Consider the following 18,872-nt stretch of genomic DNA (forward strand, 5'->3'; position numbering starts at 1 on the left):
CGCACAAGGTTCTACATGAGAAAAACCCCATTGTTTACAGGGGATGGCGCCTCAGCCGGGGAGGGCTGGGATGCGCGGTTCGGTGATTTTTTAGTAGCTCTTTTTTTCGAAGAGGGGCTTGCAGAGTCCACGATGACCACGCTGCAGGCACAACTCCAAGATTTCACACGTTGGCTGCTCGAAGCCCATGGCACGACGTGGGATCTTGCAACTGTCGATCAACTCAGGGGCTATTTCCTCCAAGTCCAAGACTCCCTCAGCGTTGCATCTTTACGAAGCAAACAATGGGCATTGATGAGACTCTACAGTTGGGCCCGGCAAGAGGGCCACGCAGAGATTGACGCAGAAAAAGCTTTCATTCCAACTCGGGCACCTTCGAGGCCAACAGCCAATACCCTTGCCTTACACCAAGTTTTGCGATTACTGGAACAGCCTGATACTGGAACGCCAGATGGAATACGTGACAGGGCAATCTTGGAACTGCTATACAGCACGGGACTGCGATCTGCCGAGCTTCTGGGCCTGGACCAGCACCAGGTATCGCAAGGCGCGTGCGTGCGCGTTATGGGCAAGGGCCTGAAAGAGCGGTTGGTCATTCTTGGGGAACATGCCTTGCATTGGATTGCACAATACAAAGATATGCGCAAATTTCTGCTGCAATCTGGCGGGCATTTGCTCAGCTCTACTGAGCGACTTTTCGTCTCCAGTAACAAGTACCCCGATTATCGATATCACCAACTGCGTAGGATGGTTTGGCGATACGCGCAGAAGTCCGGGCTGCAACTGACACCTCATACGCTGAGGCACACATTCGCAACACACATGTACCAGGGAAAAGCTCCTTTGAAGACCATCCAGTTGCTAATGGGCCATGAGCACCTGGAAACTACGACCATCTATGTGTCGCGCCACAATATGGATGACAAAGCGCTGCATCGACGTCACCACCCCCGGGAGCTTGACTACCGCAGGTTCGTGCGCTGGGCCAATCACTGAGCTCCAAAGGCCTCCTGGCATTCACCACAGATGAGCTTGAGACCGGGCTTACCCCAGACACTGGCCGCCGCAGCTGTACTTGACGCGATTGGACCTGTTTGCCGTCGCAACGACCACCATCGCCCCATCATCTCCTGCACCCGGTGCTGCTGCGTATTCCGGTTGAACTGACCACCTGTGCCGGTTACGGTTGACCGCCTCGCTGGCGCTGACCGACAGAGTTCGGCCAAGAGCGGTCCGACGGATTTTTGCGAAAAAAGACCGCTCTGGAGTTCTTCGGGACTTCAATGGGCTAAAACGCTAGCGACGCGTTGATGCCGCGTTTCGCAGAAGGAAACGGCCGACGGTAAATGTTTTGGTACAGAAAATTCAAGCAAGCGACGATCGCTGCAAGTGCTTTTTCAACCGCATCAATGTCAATAGGCACATTTGACTTTGGGTGCACGAGCCGGTTCCTCAAGTCGATTCCATCTTTCAGATCACTCCACCAAGGTTCCTTCGTCCAAACCGGTATCGGTGGACTCGAAAAAGTTGCGAGCAAGAATGACAGGCGATCTTCAAACCGATACATTTTCAATCTATTTGCGAGTTTGAATTCCCCCTTCTCCAGGCTGTAGTCCTTCTCTAGAAGGATTGATTTCGCTAGAACATCTAAGCCGGAGCGAAGAGCCATTTCGTCGGCGACTGCATTTACGTGAGCTTCGAGTGAGCTAAACGCAAGGAGGATGGCGGCGTGGAGGAATGCAACTCGACCCTCAGATGCAGCAGACGGCTGCAAGGACTTCTCAAAGAATCGGCGCGCTTCTTCCAACAGCAAAGTTGCCTGTGCATCGCTATCGTTCATACCCCTGCCTTCTGCTGGGCTCGAATGACCTCAAGCTGCGCTTCCTTTGCGTGATACTTCTTGATCGCAATGTCCACGAGGTTGGGAGATATTCCGCCTCCCTTTTCGGCTTGTGCGAAGAAGAGCTCGGCAAGCCTACCTCGCTCCTTTGCATCGGTCCGATAGCCGAGGCCCCGATAGTTCTCTGAGTCACTTTTGTGTCGTCCCTTGGCTAACGCAGCAGCGTTTAAGGGGTCCTTCCCGGATTGGTCCTTAAGTGCGTAATGCTTGGCTAACCTAGCATCATTCGCTCTCAAGACTCCAGCAGTGAACGCCCACGCACTAAGCACCGCAGTATTTAGCGATTTCTCTGCGAAGTCGCTATTCATGCGCTTCTTACCTGGTTGCGGTGCGAATGCATTCCGTTGGGCGGCAATTAAAAGCGCATATGCCTTCCCGGCATCTCTGAGTTCAGAGTCGGACCAAAGATTGGGGTTACTCGCCTTCAGCGCCTCCCAATCTGAGTCCGTCTCCCCGGACTTGCAGATGACCGGAGTGGTCTCAGAACGGTCAAACACTTCGCTCGAGAGCTTTCGCCCCTTGAAATAGTTGACGATGAACGTGCGTGCGGCACGTACCGTTACCGGACTAGCGCGATTTCTCTTGTCTGCAAAATCTTGGCCTCCCGCTAACAGTCCGACGTCTTGGCACCACTGGCGTAACTGAGGGCCAGCTAGCGTTTCCTGCATCCGATCGAAGAGATCGGTGGATACTGCGATGTTCGTATTCGATATCAGCTGAACATCGATGCGCTGTTCATTGTTCAGCGCAAAATACACCTTGAGTCCGTGCCATTCATCGATGTTCGTCGCAAGCGCTCCGGAAATTGCGGTGAACCGGTGTTGCCCACCGACGATCTTGATCGGATGACTTGAGTCGAATGAACGAGAAAACTCGCACACTATGTTGCTGAAGGATCTTCGTTGATTGGCATCATCCTTCATCTGCTCAAACGCCACGTGATCCTCTACAATTTCTCGATTGGCCCGGTACTCCGCTTGTTCTTCTGGGTCTAGCGGAACATCGGCGGTGCCCAGGGAAATGAGTTTCGCGGCGCGAATGTGGCACTCGGTGAAGATCGCGCCTGTGCGGTAGTCCCGCAGAATCACAAGCTCGTGCCCCTCAAGAGGTTTGCTCGCGGTTGTGAAGTCTTTGATCAGTGCCAACTCATCAGAGCCGAGTTTCTGGCCAGTGTGGTTCTTAACTGTAGCGCTCATACTTGGGTCTTTAGGTAATCTGTCCCAAAGCATAGACTACTTCAAGAGCACTTCTCGGCCGCGGTGTGAATCGCAGGAAAGGCTGCTCCATTTTTCTACTGAGCCGGATAGCTGCAATCGGTTGCAAAGCATTTGCTGCGCCGCACGAAATGACCGTCTGCAATGGGTCGGTTGCTGCCGGTGGTCGGGTCAAGTACACCGGTCAACTGCGAACGGATTGCTGGTTAACGATGACCAGCGCCCGCAGCTGCAGCAGCCACTTGGCCAATTGGCCGCACGACCTCGGCCAGGGTGGGCACGGCCGACATGGGCGGCTGGGTGCCTGTCTTCAAATATCCAGTTTGCATTCATCGTTTTGCCTTCGGTTGACGGGGAAGCTCCCGTTCCGAGCACCGTAGCGTCACGACAGGCGCGGAAGCGCTGAAATTGTCTTGCGGGTAGGCTCTTTTGACTTGCGCTTTTTAGCCTGGCTCTTTTAAATTGCTATTGCTTAAATGACCCATGTTGTTTAGGATTGGCTTACAGGGAAATACGCAAAGGAGCCAGCACCATGTATTTGAAATTGACCCTACACCAGTCCTACGAGCTGAACGATGCAGTGCATGAAGTGCTTCAGCGCATGCTGCGCGACGGCCTGGACAATGCCGAGTTGCGCGTAAACGCCCTGGCTGAGCTATGGGGCGCTTACAAGGCTTTGCATCTGGCCATGCTGGGCAGCGATGCCACCTATGCAATCCAGCAGCTGGAGCCGCAGATCCTGGCGGCACTGGCCAATCCAAAGCGGCGTACCGCGAAGCCTGGAGACGGTGATGAGGGGTAAGGCGGGCCTTGGCTCACAACTTGCGGCCATTGCCCGCGAGGCGGGCGGGCTGACCGATGAAGAACATGCCATACATGAGAGCGTGCGGGACAAGACGCCCGCCGAACCAATCAGCTTTGCCCTCTCCCCTGCCCTCAAGGTCGCCCGCATCTACATGCGGGTCAGCACCGAGGCGCAGGATTTGAAGCGTCAGGAAGGCATTGCACAGGCCGCCAGGACGGCCGGGTATTACGTCGCCGGCATCTACGGCGAGAAGGCTTCGGGCGCACGCGCTGACCGGCCCGAGCTGCTGCGCATGATCGCGGATCTGCAGCCTGGCGAGGCGGTGATTGCCGAGCGGATCGACCGCATCAGCCGCCTTCCCTTGCCCGAGGCCGAGCGCCTGATCGCCTCGATCCGAGACAAGGGCGCGCGGCTTGCGGTGCCTGGCGTGGTGGATCTGTCGGAGCTGGCCGGCGAGTCCAGCGGCGTGGCCAAGATCGTGCAGGATTCGCTGCAGGACATGTTGCTCAAGCTGGCCCTGCAGATGGCGCGTGATGAGTACGAAGACCGGCGCGAGCGCCAGCGCCAGGGCATCGACCTGGCGAAAGCTGCCGGCAAGTACCAGGGGCGCCGAGCCGATCCGAAGCTGCACGCCCGCATCATCGCCTTGCGCAAGAGCGGTCACAGCATCGCTGAGACAGCCAGGCTGGCCGTGTGCAGCGTGGCCCAGGTCAAACGGATATGGGCCCGCCGTGACGCAGGCGAAAAATTGACCGTACCTTAAAGCCTGTTCAAAGTCTCCCTGAGGGCGTGAGAAGCTCGGGGAGTGAGAAAGAACTATCCGAGCGACATCAGTCGCGAACAATTTGAGACCATCAAGCCACTGTTGGAAAGCGCGCGCAGGAAAACTGCGCCGCGCAGGGTGGATTTGTACGAGGTGTTCTGTGCAGTGCTGTACCTGCTCAGAAGCGGTTGCCAGTGGCGCGCGTGGGAGTAGTGCGCAGGGTCGCAGCAAGTGCAGAGGCTTGGATCATCTTTGTATTGTGCAATACAGAAACAATCCTGTAACACAGGACTTTGGGCAGCGGACGATTGCAAGTTCAAACACAAGACATTTGCACTGTGCATACATACATGTAATACAAAGGTGTCTCATGCTTTCCGAGCAACTTTGAGGGCGTTACAGAAAACAGAAAAAACTTACGCTAAGGAAGGTCTGCAAAACCCCGCCCGTCAGCCCTGACGAACGGGGTTTTGCAGACCTTCCTTAGCAAATCGCCGCGTCTGTACGCGGCGATGGAGTGTCATGCAAGACTTGGGACGCCCGGCGATATCGTCGGGCTGGTTGTTCGATCAGCCGGCCGAGTACAGCAGCCGCCGTGCCTCGTGTTGCGCGGCGGTCTCATTGCGCATTTCGTTGATCACCTGCTGGCGGGTCTTGCTCGACGTCGCTGGTGCTGCTTCTGCACCCCGCGGGAAATTGCTTTCGCCATAAGACAAACGGCCTTGTCGCATCGCGGCTTCGGTTTCCGCCCTGACTTGCTCGCGGGTCTTGTCACTCTTGAAGTGTTCGGGATGAACGACCACGCCAGCTTCGTTGTTGGCGGGATGCCAGTATTCCGCCGATGCCATGCCCGGCAGACCGAGGGCCGCCACGGCGGCAACGCTTGCGAACACGGCGGAGAGGGAGAGGCGACGTTGAGTCATGATCAATATCCTTTTTGGAGTCTCTGAGGTTTGCATCTCCGACGCTTGGGTGCAGCGCTGAGGAGATGTGCTCATGGTAGAAACCCCTACCCAACAAAACCTAGACAGCCGGATGACATTTCCGACAGCTTTCGTCGTGGTCGGAGTCATGCTTGGGCTGCGCGATGCGGAAACACCAGCGCAAAGCATGTACGCCCGTTGGATGATGTGACGGTGACACGGCCGCCGTGGGCTTCGGCGATGGCACGGGTGATGGCCAGGCCCAGCCCGCTGCCCTCGGCATCGGGATGCGCCCTGGCGGGATCGGCCCGGTAGAAGCGGTCGAACAGCCGTGGCAGCATCTTGGGGTCGATGTCGGAGCCCGTGTTTTCCACAGACACCACCGTGGATTGCGCGGTGCCCGCTATATGGATCATGATGGTGCCGGCTTCGGGCGTGTGGCGCAGTGCGTTGGACAGCAGATTGCTGAGGGCGCGACGAAACATCAGGCGGTCGCCTTGGACCTCGCCATCGCCTTCCAGCCGCAGGCGGATGCGTTTTTCCTCGGCCACCGCCTCATAGAAATCCAGCAGCGCCAGTGCGTCCTGGCGGGCGGAAAACCGCTCCTTGTGCGGCAGGTCCACGCCGCGTTCGGTCTTGGCCAGGAACAGCATGTCGGACACCATGCGCGCCAGCCGCTCGAATTCCTCGGCGTTCGAGGCCAGGATGTCGCGGTAGGTGCCGGCATCGCGCCGAGCGGCCAGGGCCACCTGTGTCTGCGTCAGAAGATTGCTGATAGGGGTGCGCAGTTCGTGCGCCAGGTCCGACGCAAAGTCGGTCAGGCGCTGGAAGTCCTCCTGCAGGCGGTCCAGCATGCGGTTCAACTCTTGCGCCAGGTCGGCCATTTCCACCGGCACGGCCTGCACGGGCATGCGCTCGCTCAGCCTCTGGCTGGTGACCGCGGCCGCGCGGGATCGCATCTCGCGCAGCGGGGCCAGCCCCTGGCGCGCAGCGAGCCAGGACAGGAAGCCGCACACGACGATGGCAGCGGCCACATAAATGGCCAGATCGCGCCGAAGGTCCCGCAGAAACTGTGCGTGATGATCCGTATCGGTCGCGATGAGTACGCGCAATGTCGTTTGTGAGTAGGCAGGCGTGGCCTCGAAACGCCAGGTGTGATAAATGCTGCCGCCGTGCCTCCAGGTGCCGAACGGTTCCTTTTCCATCGCAGGCCCTGCCGACGCGCTGTGCGCATCCGGGGCGAAGCCCTGTGATTGGAAGATGAGCTCTCCCTGCGTATCCGTGACCCGGGCATAGAGGCCATGGTGGTAGCCCAGGGCCTCGCCCAGGCGCCAACGTGCATCCTCCGCCGAATGGGCGTTGCGCAAGATCTCTTCGATCAGGTGCTGCTTGTCCTGCAGGGCGATGCGATCGAGCGCCACGAAATGCTGCCCAGTTGCGACCAAGAACATGATGCCCAGGCCGAGCACGACCGCTGCGGCCACCACGGTGAAGAAAAGGGTCAGGCGCCGGGTCAGCGGGAGCCTGCCCCAACGGGCGCGCGACGGCACTCAGGGCTCCTCTGGCACATCCAGTACATAGCCCATGCCGCGTACGGTCTGGATGAGCTTGACTGGATGGCCTTCATCGATCTTCATGCGCAGGCGGCGCATGGCGACCTCGATGACGTTGGTGTCGCTGTCGAAGTTCATGTCCCACACTTGCGATGCGATGAGCGAGCGCGGTAGTACCTCGCCATGGCGGCGCATCAGCAGCTCCAGCAGGCCGAACTCCTTGGCCGTCAGGTCCACGCGCCGGCCATTGCGGGACACCCTGCGGCGCAGCAGATCGAGCTCCAGATCGGCCACGCGCAGTGTGCTGCCTTCGCCGCCGGCATGGCCGCGCCGCAGGATGATGCGCACCCTGGCCAGCAGCTCGGCAAACGAGAACGGCTTGACGAGGTAGTCGTCGGCCCCCAGCTCCAGGCCCTTGACCCGATCCTCCACCTGATCGCGGGCAGTCAGGAACAGTACGGGCATTTCCAGGCCCCGATCGCGCAGGGACTGCAGCACCTGCCAGCCGTTCAGGCCCGGCAGCATGACGTCCAGGATCACCAGGTCGTACTGGCCGTGGATGGCCATGTGCAGTCCATCCGCACCATCGGGCACCAGGTCACAGCTATAGCCCGCCTCGCTCAACCCCTGGCGCAGGTAGGCCCCGGTCTTGGGTTCGTCCTCAACGATCAATATCTTCACGTGCGCCCTCCTTCGGTGTGCTGCTACGCGAGTGTGCCGAGCTTGAGGTCGCCTGGCATGGAGATAACAAAAATGTAATCTTCAGAACACCTGGATGAAAGCATGGGCCTTCCAGAATCTCCCCATCGTGAAACTTGAGACTCATCAAGAGGAGATCATGGCCATTTCCTACCCACTGCCACTGCCATCGCCCAAGGCGTTCATGCCGTGGACATTGGCGTTGCTTGCCACAGCCGCCTTTTCGCAAGCTCCGGCGGATGCCGAGGCCTCTAAGACGGCACTACCGACGAAGTTGCAATACTCGTCTGCCATCGGCGACTACCGGGCCTATACGGATCAGCCGGTTCAGTCCTGGCAGCAAGCCAACGACCGCGTGGGCCAGATCGGTGGCTGGCGCGCCTATGCCAAGGAGATCAAGACGGGTGTGCCCGTGTCCGCCCAGGATGCGGCTCCTGCGAACGACCCGCACACCAGTCATCACGGCGGAGGCAAGCCATGATGCGTTTGCGTGCCACGCATGCCAAGCCGGCGCTATCCGCTCTCGGCCTTGCGGTGTTGACGGGCTGCGCCAGCGTCAGCCCGGATCAGAACATTAACCGTGTGAATGACGTGGCGGGCAGCTTCACTGGGGGCAAGCTCGCCTTGGCTCAGACCCAGGACGAGCGCGATCAGCGCGCGCAAGCCGCTCACGCCCTACTTGCTCAGCCTCTGGGACAAACGCAGGCCGTCCAGTTGGCGCTGGTGAACAGCCCGTCCTTGCAGGTGTTGTTGGCGCAGGGCTGGGCGGAGTCCGCGAACGCCGCGCAAGTGGGCCGGATTACCAACCCTGTTTTCAGTTTTGAGCGCATGACGGCAGGCCCGGAGCTGGAGCTGGCTCGTGCCCTTTCTTTGGGCTTATTGGATCTTCTGACGCTGCCGTCGCGGTACGGTGTCGCCAATCGGCTGATTGAGCAGTCCCAACTGCGTTTGAGCAGCGATGTCGTGGATCAGGTCACCCAGGTGCGCCAGGCATGGGTACGTGCCGTTGTCGCGCAGCAATCGTTCGAGTATGCCAAGCAGGTCTATGCCAGCGCGGAGGCTGGAGCGGAGCTGGCCAAGCGCATGCAAGCCGTGGGGAACTTCAACCGCATCACCCGCGCACGCGAGCAGGCCTTCTACGCCGACGCCGCCACCCGGTTGAGCGCGGCCCAGCACCAGGTCACCGCCAGCCGGGAGGAACTGGTTCGTTTGCTGGGACTGAATGAAGAGCAGGCGCAGGCGCTCAAGCTACCCGAGCGCTTGCCTGATCTGCCCAAGCGGCCACTGGATCCACAGGAGATCGGATCGCAGGCCACCAGGGCGCGCCTGGACATACGCCTGGCACAGGCTACTCTGGACGTAGCAGCCAAGGCTCAGGGCTTGAACATGGTGACCAGTTTCACGGATATCGAGCTCACCGGGCGGCGCAACACGACTTTCGACCATGTCGGTGGTACCCGCTCCACCGCGCGCGGCTGGGAAATCGCGGTACGCCTGCCTATCTTTGATTGGGGCGGGATGCAGCGCACGGCGATGAACGCCCGCACCCTGGCGGCCGCCAATCATCTCGAAGCCACGGTGCGCTCCGCGGGCTCCAGCCTGCGCGAAAGCTACTCCGCCTACCGCACAGCCTACGACGTGGCGCGTCACTATCGCGATGAAGTCGTGCCGCTGCGCAAGGTGATCTCGGAGGAGAACCAGCTTCTCTACAACGGCATGCTGATCAGCACCTTCGAGCTGCTGGCCGATGCGCGCGATCAGGTCAGCGCCGTTGTCGCCGCCATGGACGCACAGCAGCAGTTCTGGCTGGCCGATGCCGCCTTGCAGGCATCCGTGATCGGACGCCCGACTAGCACCCGCTTGTCCGCCGCGTCCAGCGCACCCCGCGGCGGCGATGCCGGCCATTGATGCAGAGACGATTGCAATGACATCCAGAAGAGACTTTTTCAAGTTCGCCGGTATTGCCGGTGGCGCCGTGGCTGCCAGCTCGGTCAGCCGCGTGGCCATGGCGGCCTTGCCCGAAGCGGTGATTCAGTCCAGCCCGGACACGATGGCGCCGCTCGTTCCCAATTCGGGGCGGCCGTACAACCCCGTGGTGACGCTCAACGGCTGGACTCTGCCGTGGCGCATGAACCAGGGCGTCAAGGAGTTCCACCTGGTGGCCGAGCCCGTGATACGTGAGATGGCGCCGGGCATGAAAGCGCACCTGTGGGGCTACAACGGCCAGAGCCCCGGTCCCACGATCGAGGTGGTGGAAGGTGATCGCGTGCGCATCTTCGTCACCAACAAACTGCCTGAGCACACCAGCATCCACTGGCATGGACAGCGCCTTCCCAATGGCATGGATGGTGTCGCCGGTTTGAATCAACCAGCAATCCAGCCTGGTGAGACCTTTTTCTATGAGTTCGTGGCGCGCCGGCCAGGCACCTTCATGTACCACCCGCATGCGGACGAGATGGTGCAGATGGCCATGGGCATGATGGGTTTCTGGGTCACGCACCCGAAGGCCAGGCATCCCCTGATCGACGAGGTGCAACGGGACTTCTGCTTCCTGCTCAGCGCCTATGACATCGAGCCAGGGGCCGCAACGCCCAAGGTCGCGGAAATGACGAACTTCAATATGTGGACATGGAACAGCCGCATCTTCCCAGGCATCGATTCATTGAATGTCCGCCTCAATGACAAGGTTCGCATCCGCATCGGCAACCTCACCATGACCAATCACCCGATGCATGTGCATGGCCACGAGTTCGTTGTCACGGGTACCGATGGCGGGCCCACGCCCAAGAGCGCACGCTGGCCCGAGGTGACCACCGACGTGGCCGTGGGCCAGATGCGCCAGATTGAGTTCGTGGCCGACGAGGAGGGCGATTGGGCCTTCCACTGCCACAAGAGCCACCATACCATGAACGCCATGGGCCACAACGTGCCCACGCTCATCGGCGTGGATCACAGTGGCCTGGCCAGGAAGATCAACAACCTCATCCCCGACTACATGGCCATGGGCGAGCGTGGCATGGCGGACATGGCCGAGATGGAGATGCCTATCCCGGACAACACCATCCCCATGATGACCGGCCAGGGGCCGTTCGGGTCGGTGGAGATGGGCGGCATGTTCAGCGTGCTCAAGGTGCGCCGTGAGCAGAATCCGGGCGACTACACAGACCCTGGATGGTTCAAACACCCCGAAGGCACCGTGGCGCGAAAGTACACCGGCCCCATGGCTGATCCGGCGCGCTTCAGTGCCGAAGGCGGACAGTCCATGCCGCGTGTTCGCAAGCCCGCAGCGCCGACCGAAGTCAAGGTACGCAAGCCGACAACGCACGGCGAGCATTGAGTTTTTCCTTCAATTCAGCTGGAGTTCATCCATGAAATTCACCCGATCCCCTGTTTCTCAACTCATCGCCATGGTGGCGTTGGCTGCGTCGGGGGCCGCGTTCGCCAGCGGCAGTCATACGGGCGGCCATGGCCATGATGGGGACGAAACGGCCATCGGAAAGCCCGGTGTGGTCGCCAAGGTCAGCCGCACGATCACTATCGAAATGAACGACAACATGCGCTACACGCCGTCGAACATCCAGGTCAAACAGGGCGAGACCGTGCGGTTCATCGTCAAGAACGCCGGGCAGGTCAAGCACGAACTCAGCCTGGGCACCGAGAAGGAACTGCTGGAGCACCTGGAGCAGATGAAGAAATTCCCCGACATGGAACATGATGAACCCAGCAAGGTCACGTTGCAGCCTGGAAAGCAGGGCGAAATTGTTTGGCAGTTCACCAAGGCCGGTGCCGTGAACTTTGCATGCCTGATGCCGAGGCACTACGAAGCGGGCATGAAGGGCACCATCAAAGTCAGCCGCAAGTGATGGCCTGAATACAGCGCACCAGCCCATAGATTCATCCATCCATCTAGAAGACACCATGAACACCATCAAAAACGTTCTTGCCATCTCCGCTCTTGCCATGGGCATAGCCATGCCCGTCAGCAGTTTTGCTCAGGCGACGATGGATCACGGCAAGATGGATATGTCCCATGCATCGGACTCCATGACCGACGGCGAGGTCAAGAAGATCGACGCGGATAACGGCAAGGTCACCCTAAAGCATGGGGAGATCAAGAACCTGGACATGCCCGGAATGACCATGGTCTTCACCGTCCGCGACAAGGGCCAGCTTGCCAAGCTCAAACCCGGCGACAAGGTGCAGTTCGTGGTCGTTCAGGAGAGCGGGAAGATGGTCGTCACCGACATCAAGCCCGTGCGCTGAGCAAAGGCGCCACCGCACCGTGCCGCCGGCCGCGGCAACCCAAGTCAACTCTCACAGCAGGAAGGAAGCATCATGATTCACATTCGCCACTCTCTGATCGGCCTCTGCATCGCCGCCGCCTCCGTAAGCGTGTTGGCACAAGGCACGGACGAGCATAACGATCACCACCCGACGGGCGCCGCTGCCCCTGCGGCAAGTGCGGCGCCAGCGCCCGCAGCGGCACTGCCATCGCCGGGCCTGGCCATGGGCTCGGGCGACATGGCCGCGATGGATCGGCAAATGCAGGCCATGCAGGCCATGCACGAGAAGATGGCCGCCGCCAAGACGCCCCAGGAGCGCCAGGCATTGATGGCCGAACACATGAAGACCATGCAGGACGGCATGCGCATGATGGGCGCTATGCACGGGAAGATGGCATCGGGCATGTCATCGGCAGGCACGGCGAATATGCAATGCGACCCGCAGATGATGGAAAAGCGCATGGACATGATGGAGTCGATGATGCAGATGATGATGGATCGAATACCCATGTCGCAAACCTCGACCCCTGGTACCAAGTAAGGAGACCGTCATGACCCACGACCATGCATCCCATCCGCAGGGCGTGCAGGGCGAGCAGCCCGTCGGATTCTGGCGCTCGCGCTACGCCGTCGGCCTGTTCGTGTTCGGCGCCGTCGCCGGCTACTTTCTGTGGACCGAGCACCGCGCCCACCTGGAGCAATGGTGGCCCTATGCCCTGCTGCTGGCCTGCCCGCTGATGCATGTCTTCATGCACAAGGGCCATGGCGGCCATGGCGGCCATGGCGGGCACGGTGGTGGCTTTGGCGGGCTCGGCCGGCGCACGGAGCAGGATTCCAACGGGAGCTGAGACCATGGAGCATGCGGAACCGTCATATGGCCTGTGGCCCCTGGTGGTGGTCAACGTGGCGATCTTCGTCATGTTCGCCTTCAGCTTCTTCAAGCCGGCCAGCGCGCGCGATTGGCGCAGTTTCGGGGCGTTCACGGCCTTCATCGTTGCGCTGTTCGTGGAGATGTACGGCTTCCCGCTGACCATCTATTTCCTGTCGGGCTGGCTGGGGCAGAGGTTACCCGGCGTAGACCTGCTGAACCACAACTCCGGCCACCTGCTGGAGCTGCTGTTTGGCTGGGGCGGCGATCCGCACCTGGGCCCCTTCCACATTCTCAGCTACCTGTTTACTGGCGGTGGTTTCTGGCTGTTGGCCGCTGCCTGGCCCGTGCTCTACGAGGCCCAGCGGCAGGGGCTGCTGGCGCGCACCGGTGTGTACGCCCGGGTGCGGCATCCGCAGTACATCGGCTTCGTACTGATCATGTTCGGATTCCTTCTGCAGTGGCCGACGCTGCTGACGCTGCTGATGTTTCCGGTGCTGGTGGTGATGTATGCCCGCCTGGCGCATAACGAAGAGCGCGAAAGCGCATTCCGCTTTGGGCGGGCCTGGGAGGAGTATGCGCAGCGCGTGCCACGTTTCATCCCCCGGTGGGGTGCAAAGGCGCAGCCTTGAGTCATGCATAGGCCGACAAGAATATGACTGCGAACATGAAACCGGGGAGGCCGCGATGACCTTGAAACCGCTGGCCCTGTGGACTGCAGGAGCGCTGCTCGCGCTGTTGGTTGCAGGGGCGGGTTACTTTTCCCTGCGCGCTGCCGACCGGCCAGCAGCGGCGCAGCACAGTCTGCGTCCCGACGATCCCCAGGTGCTGCGCGTGGGTGAGCGCATCTACGCGCAGCAGTGTGCGGCTTGCCATGGAGCCAAGGGCGAGGGCCAGGCCGACTGGCGGGATCGCGGAGCCGATGGTCTCTTGCCGGCGCCGCCCCACGATTCCAGCGGCCACACCTGGCACCACCCCGACGAGCAGTTGTTCGCCATCACCAAGCAGGGCCTTGCGCAGCTGATCAATCAACCCGACTACCGCACGGCCATGCCCATCTACAGCGGTGTGCTGAGCGACGCCGAGATCGTGGCCGTGCTGTCCTGGATCAAGGCGCAATGGCCGCCCGAGATCCGCCAGCGCCATGATGAGATCAATGTCCAGTATCGCAAGTCCTTGTCCCGATAGCCGGCCGGGCGCGCGTTGGATGCGTCCGCCGGGAAAGCCGCTTGACCTTTCCATGATGGCAAGGCCAAGAATCGAGTCAACTCCCAAATAAAAGGCATGGACATGAACCATCACCCGCATCGCCACGGCCACGCCGACGGCGAACAAGCCCCGGTGGGAACCATTTACACCTGCCCCATGCATCCCGAGGTGCGCCAGAACCAGCCGGGCCGCTGCCCCAAGTGCCAGATGCACCTGGTGCCCGAGGACGAGGTGCACGCCGGCCACCAGCATGGGCATGGCGGCGACGAGGGCCACCGATCGCCCAAGCCTGTTGCCGCCCCGGTGGCGGTACCGGCCGGCACCACCTACACCTGCCCCATGCACCCCGAGGTGCAGCAGGATCACCCCGGCAACTGCCCCAAGTGCGGTATGGCGCTGGAGCCCATCATTCCGCTGGACGCGGAAGACAACCACGAGCTCAAGGACTTCCAGCGCCGCTTTTGGTGGACGCTGCCGCTCACCGTCATCGTCACGGTGCTGGCGATGTTCGGGCATCGCCTGGGCTGGTTCGACATGGCGGCGCAGAGCTGGATTGAGCTGGTGCTGTCGCTGCCTGTGGTGCTGTGGACCGGCTGGCCCTTCTTTGTGCGCGGCTGGCGCTCCATCGTGCAGCGCAGCCCGAACATGTGGACCCTGATCGGGCTCGGCACGTCGGCGGCCTTCGTCTACAGCTTCGTCGCTACGCTGGCGCCGCAGGTGTTCCCCGCCTCGTTCGTGGCCATGGGCCGTGTGGCAGTGTATTTCGAGGCCGCAGTGGTCATCATCTCGCTGACCATGCTGGGGCAGATCCTGGAGCTGAAGGCACGCTCGCAGACCTCGGCCGCGCTCAAGTCGCTGCTGGGCCTGGCACCCAAGACCGCGCGGCGCATCAACGCCGACGGCAGCGAGGAAGACGTGCCGCTCGCCCATGTGCATGTCGGTGACCTGCTGCGCGTGCGCCCCGGCGAGAAGGTGCCCGTCGATGGCGTGGTGACCGAGGGGCGCAGCGCGGTCGATGAGTCCATGCTGACGGGCGAGCCCGTGCCCGTGACCAAGCGCGTGGGCGACGCGCTGATCGGCGCCACGCTCAACACCAGCGGCGCGCTGGTCATGCGCTCCGAGAAGGTCGGCGCGGCCACCATGCTGGCGCAGATCGTGCAGATGGTGGCCGCCGCACAGCGCTCCAAGGCGCCCATGCAGCGCATGGCCGACGTGGTGGCGGGCAAGTTCGTCCTGGTGGTGGTGGCGATCGCCGTCGCCACCTTCTTCGTCTGGGGCCTGTTCGGCCCCGAGCCCAGCTGGGTGTTCGGCCTGATCAACGCGGTGGCGGTGCTGATCATCGCCTGCCCCTGCGCGCTGGGTTTGGCCACGCCCATGTCGGTGATGGTGGCCACGGGCCGCGCGGCCACGCAGGGCGTGCTGTTCCGCGATGCCGCCGCCATCGAGAAGCTGCGCGAGGTCGATACGCTGATCGTGGACAAGACCGGCACGCTTACCGAAGGCAGGCCCGCGTTCGAGACGGCTATTGCCACTCCCGAGTTCACGCCCGGTGAAGTGCTGCGTCTGGCGGCCAGCCTGGACCAGGGCAGCGAGCACCCGCTGGCCGATGCCATCGTCAGTGCGGCGCGCGAGCAAGGCCTGCCACTGGCCAAGCCGGCCGACTTCGATTCGGGCAGCGGCATTGGCGTGCGCGGCACCGCCCTGGGGCGGCGGCTGGCGCTGGGCAACACCACGCTGATGGAACAAGTGGGTGTCAACGTGGCGGCCCTGAAGGCCGATGGCGAGCGCCTGCGCGGCGAAGGCGCCAGCGTCATGCACCTGGCGGTCGACGGCCGCCTCGCTGGCCTGCTGGCCGTAACCGACCCCATCAAGTCCAGCACGCCCGAGGCCATCCGCACCCTGCACGCCAGCGGCCTGCGCATCGTCATGGCCACGGGCGACGGCCTGACCACCGCGCGCGCCGTGGGTGCCAAGCTGGGTATCGACGAGGTGCATGGCGAGGTCAAGCCCGCCGACAAGCTGGCCCTGGTCGAGAAGCTGCAGCGCGAGGGCCATGTGGTCGCCATGGCCGGCGACGGCATCAACGATGCGCCGGCGCTGGCCAAGGCCGACGTGGGCGTGGCCATGGGCACCGGCACCGACGTGGCGATGAACAGCGGCCAGGTCACCCTGGTCAAGGGCGACCTGCGCGGTATCGCGGCGGCGCGCGAAATCTCCACCGACACCGTGCGCAACATGCGCCAGAACCTGCTGTTCGCCTTCGTCTACAACGGCATCGGCGTGCCGATCGCCGCCGGCCTGCTATACCCGTTCACCGGCTGGCTGCTGTCGCCCATGATCGCGGCGCTGGCGATGAGCCTGAGCTCGGCATCGGTGATCTTCAACGCACTGCGGCTGCGGCGTGCATAGCGCGAGCCATTGGCTTCAAAACCTTCAAGCACAGGAGATGCATCATGATGTATGGATGGGGTAATAGCGACATGGCCTGGTGGTTCGGTGTCCACTGGCTCACGATGCTGCTGGGTGCGGTGGTGATCGTGCTGCCGTTCTGGAAGATCTTTGCCAAGGCGGGGTTTTCCGGCTGGCTCGGCCTGCTGATGATCGTCCCCATGGTCAACCTGATCGCGCTGTATGTGCTGGCGTTCTCGGACTGGCCGATGGCGAGGCGCGCGGGCCAGCCGGATGCCGGCGCCATGGGGTCAGGCCCTCGGTGACTTCCATGCGTGCAGAGTAGGCCGTTGCGGCACTTTTTTCCCGCGATGCGTTTCTGATCCGCGGCAAGTTGCCATACACCCAGCACAGCGAACATCCCACCATGGTTTCCATCCGACGCATCGTCACGCAATGGGGCCGCCGGATTGCCGGCGGCCTCGTCGTGGCTTTGCTGTTCTCGCAGATGGCGCTGGCGATGTATGCCTGCCCCAAGCAGGACTCTGCGGGACATACCGCCTTGATGCAGGCGGCAGGCATGGCCATGGAAGAGGTGGTGGACATGCCCTCCATGCCGGACTGCCACGCCATGCCCGGGACGATGGACGACGAGGCGCCGCATCTGTGCCGGGCCCATTGCAGCGGCGATCGCCAGGCCGTCCCTGCGTTGCACGGATTGGATGTCCAATCGCTTGCCGCGCACGCGGTCTGGATCGGCTATGTGCTTCCGGCGGTGATCGACGCACCGCTGGCGGTGGATTCCCGCCCCCGCCAGGCGCGGCCCGACTCCCGCGCGGGTGCGCCCCCGCTCTATCTGACGCTTCAGGTTCTTCGGAATTGACTTGCCACCCCATGCGCGCTGCGTCCCGACGCAGTGAAGCAGGTGTTTGTGTGGCCGTCCATTTCGAGGATTTTCATGTCTATCCATTCTTCCGGTGCTCGCAGCGAGCATCGCCCCGCGCGGGCCTGCGGCATGCCCCGCACGAATACCCGCGGCCCCAGGCTGCATCGGCTGGGCCTGTTGCTGGCTGGTGCGGCGCTGGCCGCCGGCCAGGTCCACGCCCTGGACTTTTCCGAGGCCCTCGCCATCGCCGAGCAGCAAAGCCCGCGTGCCGCGGCGCTGCGGCTACAGATCGATGCGGCCGAGTCCGCACAGAAGGCGGCTGGCACGCTGCCCGACCCCAAGCTGGCCCTGGGTATCGAAAGCCTGCCCATCAGCGGCATGGATCGCTGGAGCCTGACGCGCGACTCCATGACCTCGCAGCGCATCGCCCTGATGCAGGAGGTGCCCAACCAGGCCAAGCGCGATGCCAAGGTCGCCAGCGCGCAGGCCCGCGTGGAGCGCGAGCGCGCGACGCAAACCCTGCAGCGCCTGCAAATAAGGCAGGAGGTCGGCCTGGCCTGGATTGCCGCCCAGGCCGTGGAGCAGCGCGAGCAGTTGCTCGTTGAGTTGCTCGCAGAGAACCAGCGCCTGCAGGACAGCCTGCCCGCGCGTGTGGCGGGCGGTTCGGCCCAGGCCGGCGACCTGCTGGCGGCGCAGCAGGAGGCGCTGGCGCTGTCCGACCGGCGTGACGACCTGCGGCGCGATCGGTCCAAGGCCCGCGCCATGCTGCGCCGCTGGGTCGGGCCGCGCGCGGACGAGGCGCTGAGCGGCGGCCCCGGTGCACTGGAGCGGCCCGTCGAGCAACTACGCACCGACCTCGCACACCACGCCGAGCTGGAGCTGTACCCGGCGATGCAGCGCATGGCGCGCGCGGAGTCCCACGAGGCCCAGGCGGAATCGCGTGGCGACTGGTCGTGGGAGGTCGCCTACAACCGGCGCGGGCGCCAATGGGGCGACATGGTGTCCTTCCAGGTCACTTTCGATCTGCCCTGGCAGAAGGATCGCCGCCAGGTGCCCATGATTGAGGCCAAGCAGCGTGAGCAGGAGCGCCTGGAGGCCGAGCAGGACGACGTCGCACGCCGGCACCTGCAGGAGCTCGACGACAACGCCGCCGAACTGCAGGCGCTGCAAAGCCAGCTGCAGCGCCTGAACGGCACGGGCCTGCGCCTGGCCCGGGAGCGCGCCGACCTGGCGCTGGCCAACTACCGCGCCGCCAAGGGTGACCTGAGCGCCGTCCTCGTCACGCGCGCCCAGGTGCTGGAGGCGCGCATGCGCCTGATCGACCTGCAGGCCCAGCACGACGGCCTGGTGGTGCGCCTGAACAACCTCATTGCCAATTGAT

Annotated in this window: 21 protein-coding genes and 1 pseudogene; 17 read left to right on the top strand and 5 right to left on the bottom strand. The window is 62.4% G+C overall.

What is annotated here, in order from left to right; translation table 11 throughout:
• Positions 1–15: 15 nt before the first annotated feature.
• Positions 16–996 carry a tyrosine-type recombinase/integrase gene (locus P7644_RS10930; RefSeq protein ID WP_404299051.1) on the top strand — a complete coding sequence of 327 codons (981 nt, stop codon included), beginning with the start codon at positions 16–18 and terminating at the stop codon, positions 994–996.
• A gap of 292 nt (positions 997–1,288) precedes the next feature.
• Here P7644_RS10930 and P7644_RS10935 read toward each other — a convergent pair whose 3' ends face one another.
• Positions 1,289–1,840, bottom strand: a complete 552-nt coding sequence (locus P7644_RS10935) for a hypothetical protein (RefSeq protein ID WP_404299053.1) — start codon at positions 1,838–1,840, stop codon at positions 1,289–1,291.
• Positions 1,837–3,096 carry a hypothetical protein gene (locus P7644_RS10940; protein ID WP_404299055.1) on the bottom strand — a complete coding sequence of 420 codons (1,260 nt, stop codon included), beginning with the start codon at positions 3,094–3,096 and terminating at the stop codon, positions 1,837–1,839. The genes P7644_RS10935 and P7644_RS10940 overlap by 4 nt, the downstream gene beginning before the upstream one ends.
• Positions 3,097–3,646: 550 nt before the next feature.
• On the opposite strand from P7644_RS10940, the gene P7644_RS10945 reads away from it, so the two are divergent.
• The 3 genes and pseudogenes from P7644_RS10945 to P7644_RS10955 form a co-directional block, all read left to right on the top strand.
• Positions 3,647–3,916 carry a hypothetical protein gene (locus P7644_RS10945; protein ID WP_404299057.1) on the top strand — a complete coding sequence of 90 codons (270 nt, stop codon included), beginning with the start codon at positions 3,647–3,649 and terminating at the stop codon, positions 3,914–3,916.
• Between the two features lie 154 nt (positions 3,917–4,070).
• A complete protein-coding gene (locus tag P7644_RS10950) occupies positions 4,071–4,682 on the top strand; it encodes a recombinase family protein (protein ID WP_404303180.1) in 612 nt (203 codons plus the stop codon).
• A 42-nt stretch (positions 4,683–4,724) separates the two neighbouring features.
• Positions 4,725–4,886, top strand: a pseudogene (locus tag P7644_RS10955) (transposase); the annotation flags it as partial.
• 365 nt (positions 4,887–5,251) lie between these two features.
• Here the strand turns inward: P7644_RS10955 and P7644_RS10960 are convergent.
• The 3 genes from P7644_RS10960 to P7644_RS10970 form a co-directional block, all read right to left on the bottom strand.
• Positions 5,252–5,605 carry a DUF4148 domain-containing protein gene (locus P7644_RS10960; RefSeq protein ID WP_404299059.1) on the bottom strand — a complete coding sequence of 118 codons (354 nt, stop codon included), beginning with the start codon at positions 5,603–5,605 and terminating at the stop codon, positions 5,252–5,254.
• 146 nt (positions 5,606–5,751) lie between these two features.
• Positions 5,752–7,155: a heavy metal sensor histidine kinase gene (locus tag P7644_RS10965; protein ID WP_404299061.1), complete on the bottom strand. Its 1,404-nt coding sequence runs from the start codon at positions 7,153–7,155 to the stop codon at positions 5,752–5,754.
• On the bottom strand, positions 7,156–7,839 hold the full coding sequence (locus tag P7644_RS10970; RefSeq protein WP_404299063.1) for a heavy metal response regulator transcription factor: 684 nt from the start codon (positions 7,837–7,839) through the stop codon (positions 7,156–7,158).
• A gap of 157 nt (positions 7,840–7,996) precedes the next feature.
• Here P7644_RS10970 and P7644_RS10975 point away from each other — a divergent pair, with 157 nt between their 5' ends.
• The 13 genes from P7644_RS10975 (at position 7,997) to P7644_RS11035 (ending at position 18,871) form a co-directional block, all read left to right on the top strand.
• Positions 7,997–8,338, top strand: a complete 342-nt coding sequence (locus P7644_RS10975; RefSeq protein WP_404299066.1) for a hypothetical protein — start codon at positions 7,997–7,999, stop codon at positions 8,336–8,338.
• On the top strand, positions 8,335–9,765 hold the full coding sequence (locus P7644_RS10980; protein WP_404299068.1) for a TolC family protein: 1,431 nt from the start codon (positions 8,335–8,337) through the stop codon (positions 9,763–9,765). Before P7644_RS10975 ends, P7644_RS10980 begins: the two co-directional genes overlap by 4 nt.
• A 16-nt stretch (positions 9,766–9,781) precedes the next feature.
• Positions 9,782–11,194, top strand: a complete 1,413-nt coding sequence (locus tag P7644_RS10985; protein ID WP_404299070.1) for a multicopper oxidase family protein — start codon at positions 9,782–9,784, stop codon at positions 11,192–11,194.
• A gap of 31 nt (positions 11,195–11,225) precedes the next feature.
• On the top strand, positions 11,226–11,720 hold the full coding sequence (locus P7644_RS10990) for a plastocyanin/azurin family copper-binding protein (RefSeq protein WP_404299072.1): 495 nt from the start codon (positions 11,226–11,228) through the stop codon (positions 11,718–11,720).
• A gap of 55 nt (positions 11,721–11,775) precedes the next feature.
• On the top strand, positions 11,776–12,120 hold the full coding sequence (locus P7644_RS10995) for a copper-binding protein (protein ID WP_404299074.1): 345 nt from the start codon (positions 11,776–11,778) through the stop codon (positions 12,118–12,120).
• 72 nt (positions 12,121–12,192) lie between these two features.
• A complete protein-coding gene (locus tag P7644_RS11000; protein WP_404299076.1) occupies positions 12,193–12,681 on the top strand; it encodes a hypothetical protein in 489 nt (162 codons plus the stop codon).
• 10 nt (positions 12,682–12,691) lie between these two features.
• Positions 12,692–12,988 carry a DUF2933 domain-containing protein gene (locus P7644_RS11005; RefSeq protein ID WP_404299077.1) on the top strand — a complete coding sequence of 99 codons (297 nt, stop codon included), beginning with the start codon at positions 12,692–12,694 and terminating at the stop codon, positions 12,986–12,988.
• Positions 12,989–12,992: 4 nt separating this feature from the next.
• Positions 12,993–13,640: a methyltransferase family protein gene (locus P7644_RS11010; RefSeq protein WP_404299079.1), complete on the top strand. Its 648-nt coding sequence runs from the start codon at positions 12,993–12,995 to the stop codon at positions 13,638–13,640.
• Between the two features lie 55 nt (positions 13,641–13,695).
• Positions 13,696–14,196, top strand: coding sequence for a c-type cytochrome (locus P7644_RS11015; RefSeq protein WP_404299081.1), 501 nt, complete (start codon positions 13,696–13,698; stop codon positions 14,194–14,196).
• Positions 14,197–14,298: 102 nt separating this feature from the next.
• Positions 14,299–16,626 (top strand): copper-transporting P-type ATPase, encoded by a 2,328-nt coding sequence (locus tag P7644_RS11020; protein ID WP_404303181.1) that lies wholly within the window; start codon positions 14,299–14,301, stop codon positions 16,624–16,626.
• Between the two features lie 44 nt (positions 16,627–16,670).
• On the top strand, positions 16,671–16,931 hold the full coding sequence (locus tag P7644_RS11025) for a hypothetical protein (RefSeq protein ID WP_404299083.1): 261 nt from the start codon (positions 16,671–16,673) through the stop codon (positions 16,929–16,931).
• Between the two features lie 101 nt (positions 16,932–17,032).
• Positions 17,033–17,488, top strand: a complete 456-nt coding sequence (locus tag P7644_RS11030) for a hypothetical protein (RefSeq protein WP_404299085.1) — start codon at positions 17,033–17,035, stop codon at positions 17,486–17,488.
• A gap of 132 nt (positions 17,489–17,620) precedes the next feature.
• Complete coding sequence (locus P7644_RS11035; RefSeq protein ID WP_404303182.1) at positions 17,621–18,871, top strand: TolC family protein; 1,251 nt, start codon at positions 17,621–17,623, stop codon at positions 18,869–18,871.
• Position 18,872: the final 1 nt, after the last annotated feature.

It is taken from the genome of Alicycliphilus denitrificans, from assembly GCF_044792555.1.
Classification (GTDB): domain Bacteria; phylum Pseudomonadota; class Gammaproteobacteria; order Burkholderiales; family Burkholderiaceae_C; genus Alicycliphilus; species Alicycliphilus denitrificans_A.

Coding starts and splice junctions, on each gene's coding strand:
- P7644_RS10930 (WP_404299051.1), top strand. CDS start 16: ATGAGAAAAACCCCATTGTTTACAGGGGATGGCGCCTCAGCCGGGGAG.
- P7644_RS10935 (WP_404299053.1), bottom strand. CDS start 1,840: ATGAACGATAGCGATGCACAGGCAACTTTGCTGTTGGAAGAAGCGCGC.
- P7644_RS10940 (WP_404299055.1), bottom strand. CDS start 3,096: ATGAGCGCTACAGTTAAGAACCACACTGGCCAGAAACTCGGCTCTGAT.
- P7644_RS10945 (WP_404299057.1), top strand. CDS start 3,647: ATGTATTTGAAATTGACCCTACACCAGTCCTACGAGCTGAACGATGCA.
- P7644_RS10950 (WP_404303180.1), top strand. CDS start 4,071: ATGCGGGTCAGCACCGAGGCGCAGGATTTGAAGCGTCAGGAAGGCATT.
- P7644_RS10960 (WP_404299059.1), bottom strand. CDS start 5,605: ATGACTCAACGTCGCCTCTCCCTCTCCGCCGTGTTCGCAAGCGTTGCC.
- P7644_RS10975 (WP_404299066.1), top strand. CDS start 7,997: ATGGCCATTTCCTACCCACTGCCACTGCCATCGCCCAAGGCGTTCATG.
- P7644_RS10980 (WP_404299068.1), top strand. CDS start 8,335: ATGATGCGTTTGCGTGCCACGCATGCCAAGCCGGCGCTATCCGCTCTC.
- P7644_RS10985 (WP_404299070.1), top strand. CDS start 9,782: ATGACATCCAGAAGAGACTTTTTCAAGTTCGCCGGTATTGCCGGTGGC.
- P7644_RS10990 (WP_404299072.1), top strand. CDS start 11,226: ATGAAATTCACCCGATCCCCTGTTTCTCAACTCATCGCCATGGTGGCG.
- P7644_RS10995 (WP_404299074.1), top strand. CDS start 11,776: ATGAACACCATCAAAAACGTTCTTGCCATCTCCGCTCTTGCCATGGGC.
- P7644_RS11000 (WP_404299076.1), top strand. CDS start 12,193: ATGATTCACATTCGCCACTCTCTGATCGGCCTCTGCATCGCCGCCGCC.
- P7644_RS11005 (WP_404299077.1), top strand. CDS start 12,692: ATGACCCACGACCATGCATCCCATCCGCAGGGCGTGCAGGGCGAGCAG.
- P7644_RS11010 (WP_404299079.1), top strand. CDS start 12,993: ATGGAGCATGCGGAACCGTCATATGGCCTGTGGCCCCTGGTGGTGGTC.
- P7644_RS11015 (WP_404299081.1), top strand. CDS start 13,696: ATGACCTTGAAACCGCTGGCCCTGTGGACTGCAGGAGCGCTGCTCGCG.
- P7644_RS11020 (WP_404303181.1), top strand. CDS start 14,299: ATGAACCATCACCCGCATCGCCACGGCCACGCCGACGGCGAACAAGCC.
- P7644_RS11025 (WP_404299083.1), top strand. CDS start 16,671: ATGATGTATGGATGGGGTAATAGCGACATGGCCTGGTGGTTCGGTGTC.
- P7644_RS11030 (WP_404299085.1), top strand. CDS start 17,033: ATGGTTTCCATCCGACGCATCGTCACGCAATGGGGCCGCCGGATTGCC.
- P7644_RS11035 (WP_404303182.1), top strand. CDS start 17,621: ATGCCCCGCACGAATACCCGCGGCCCCAGGCTGCATCGGCTGGGCCTG.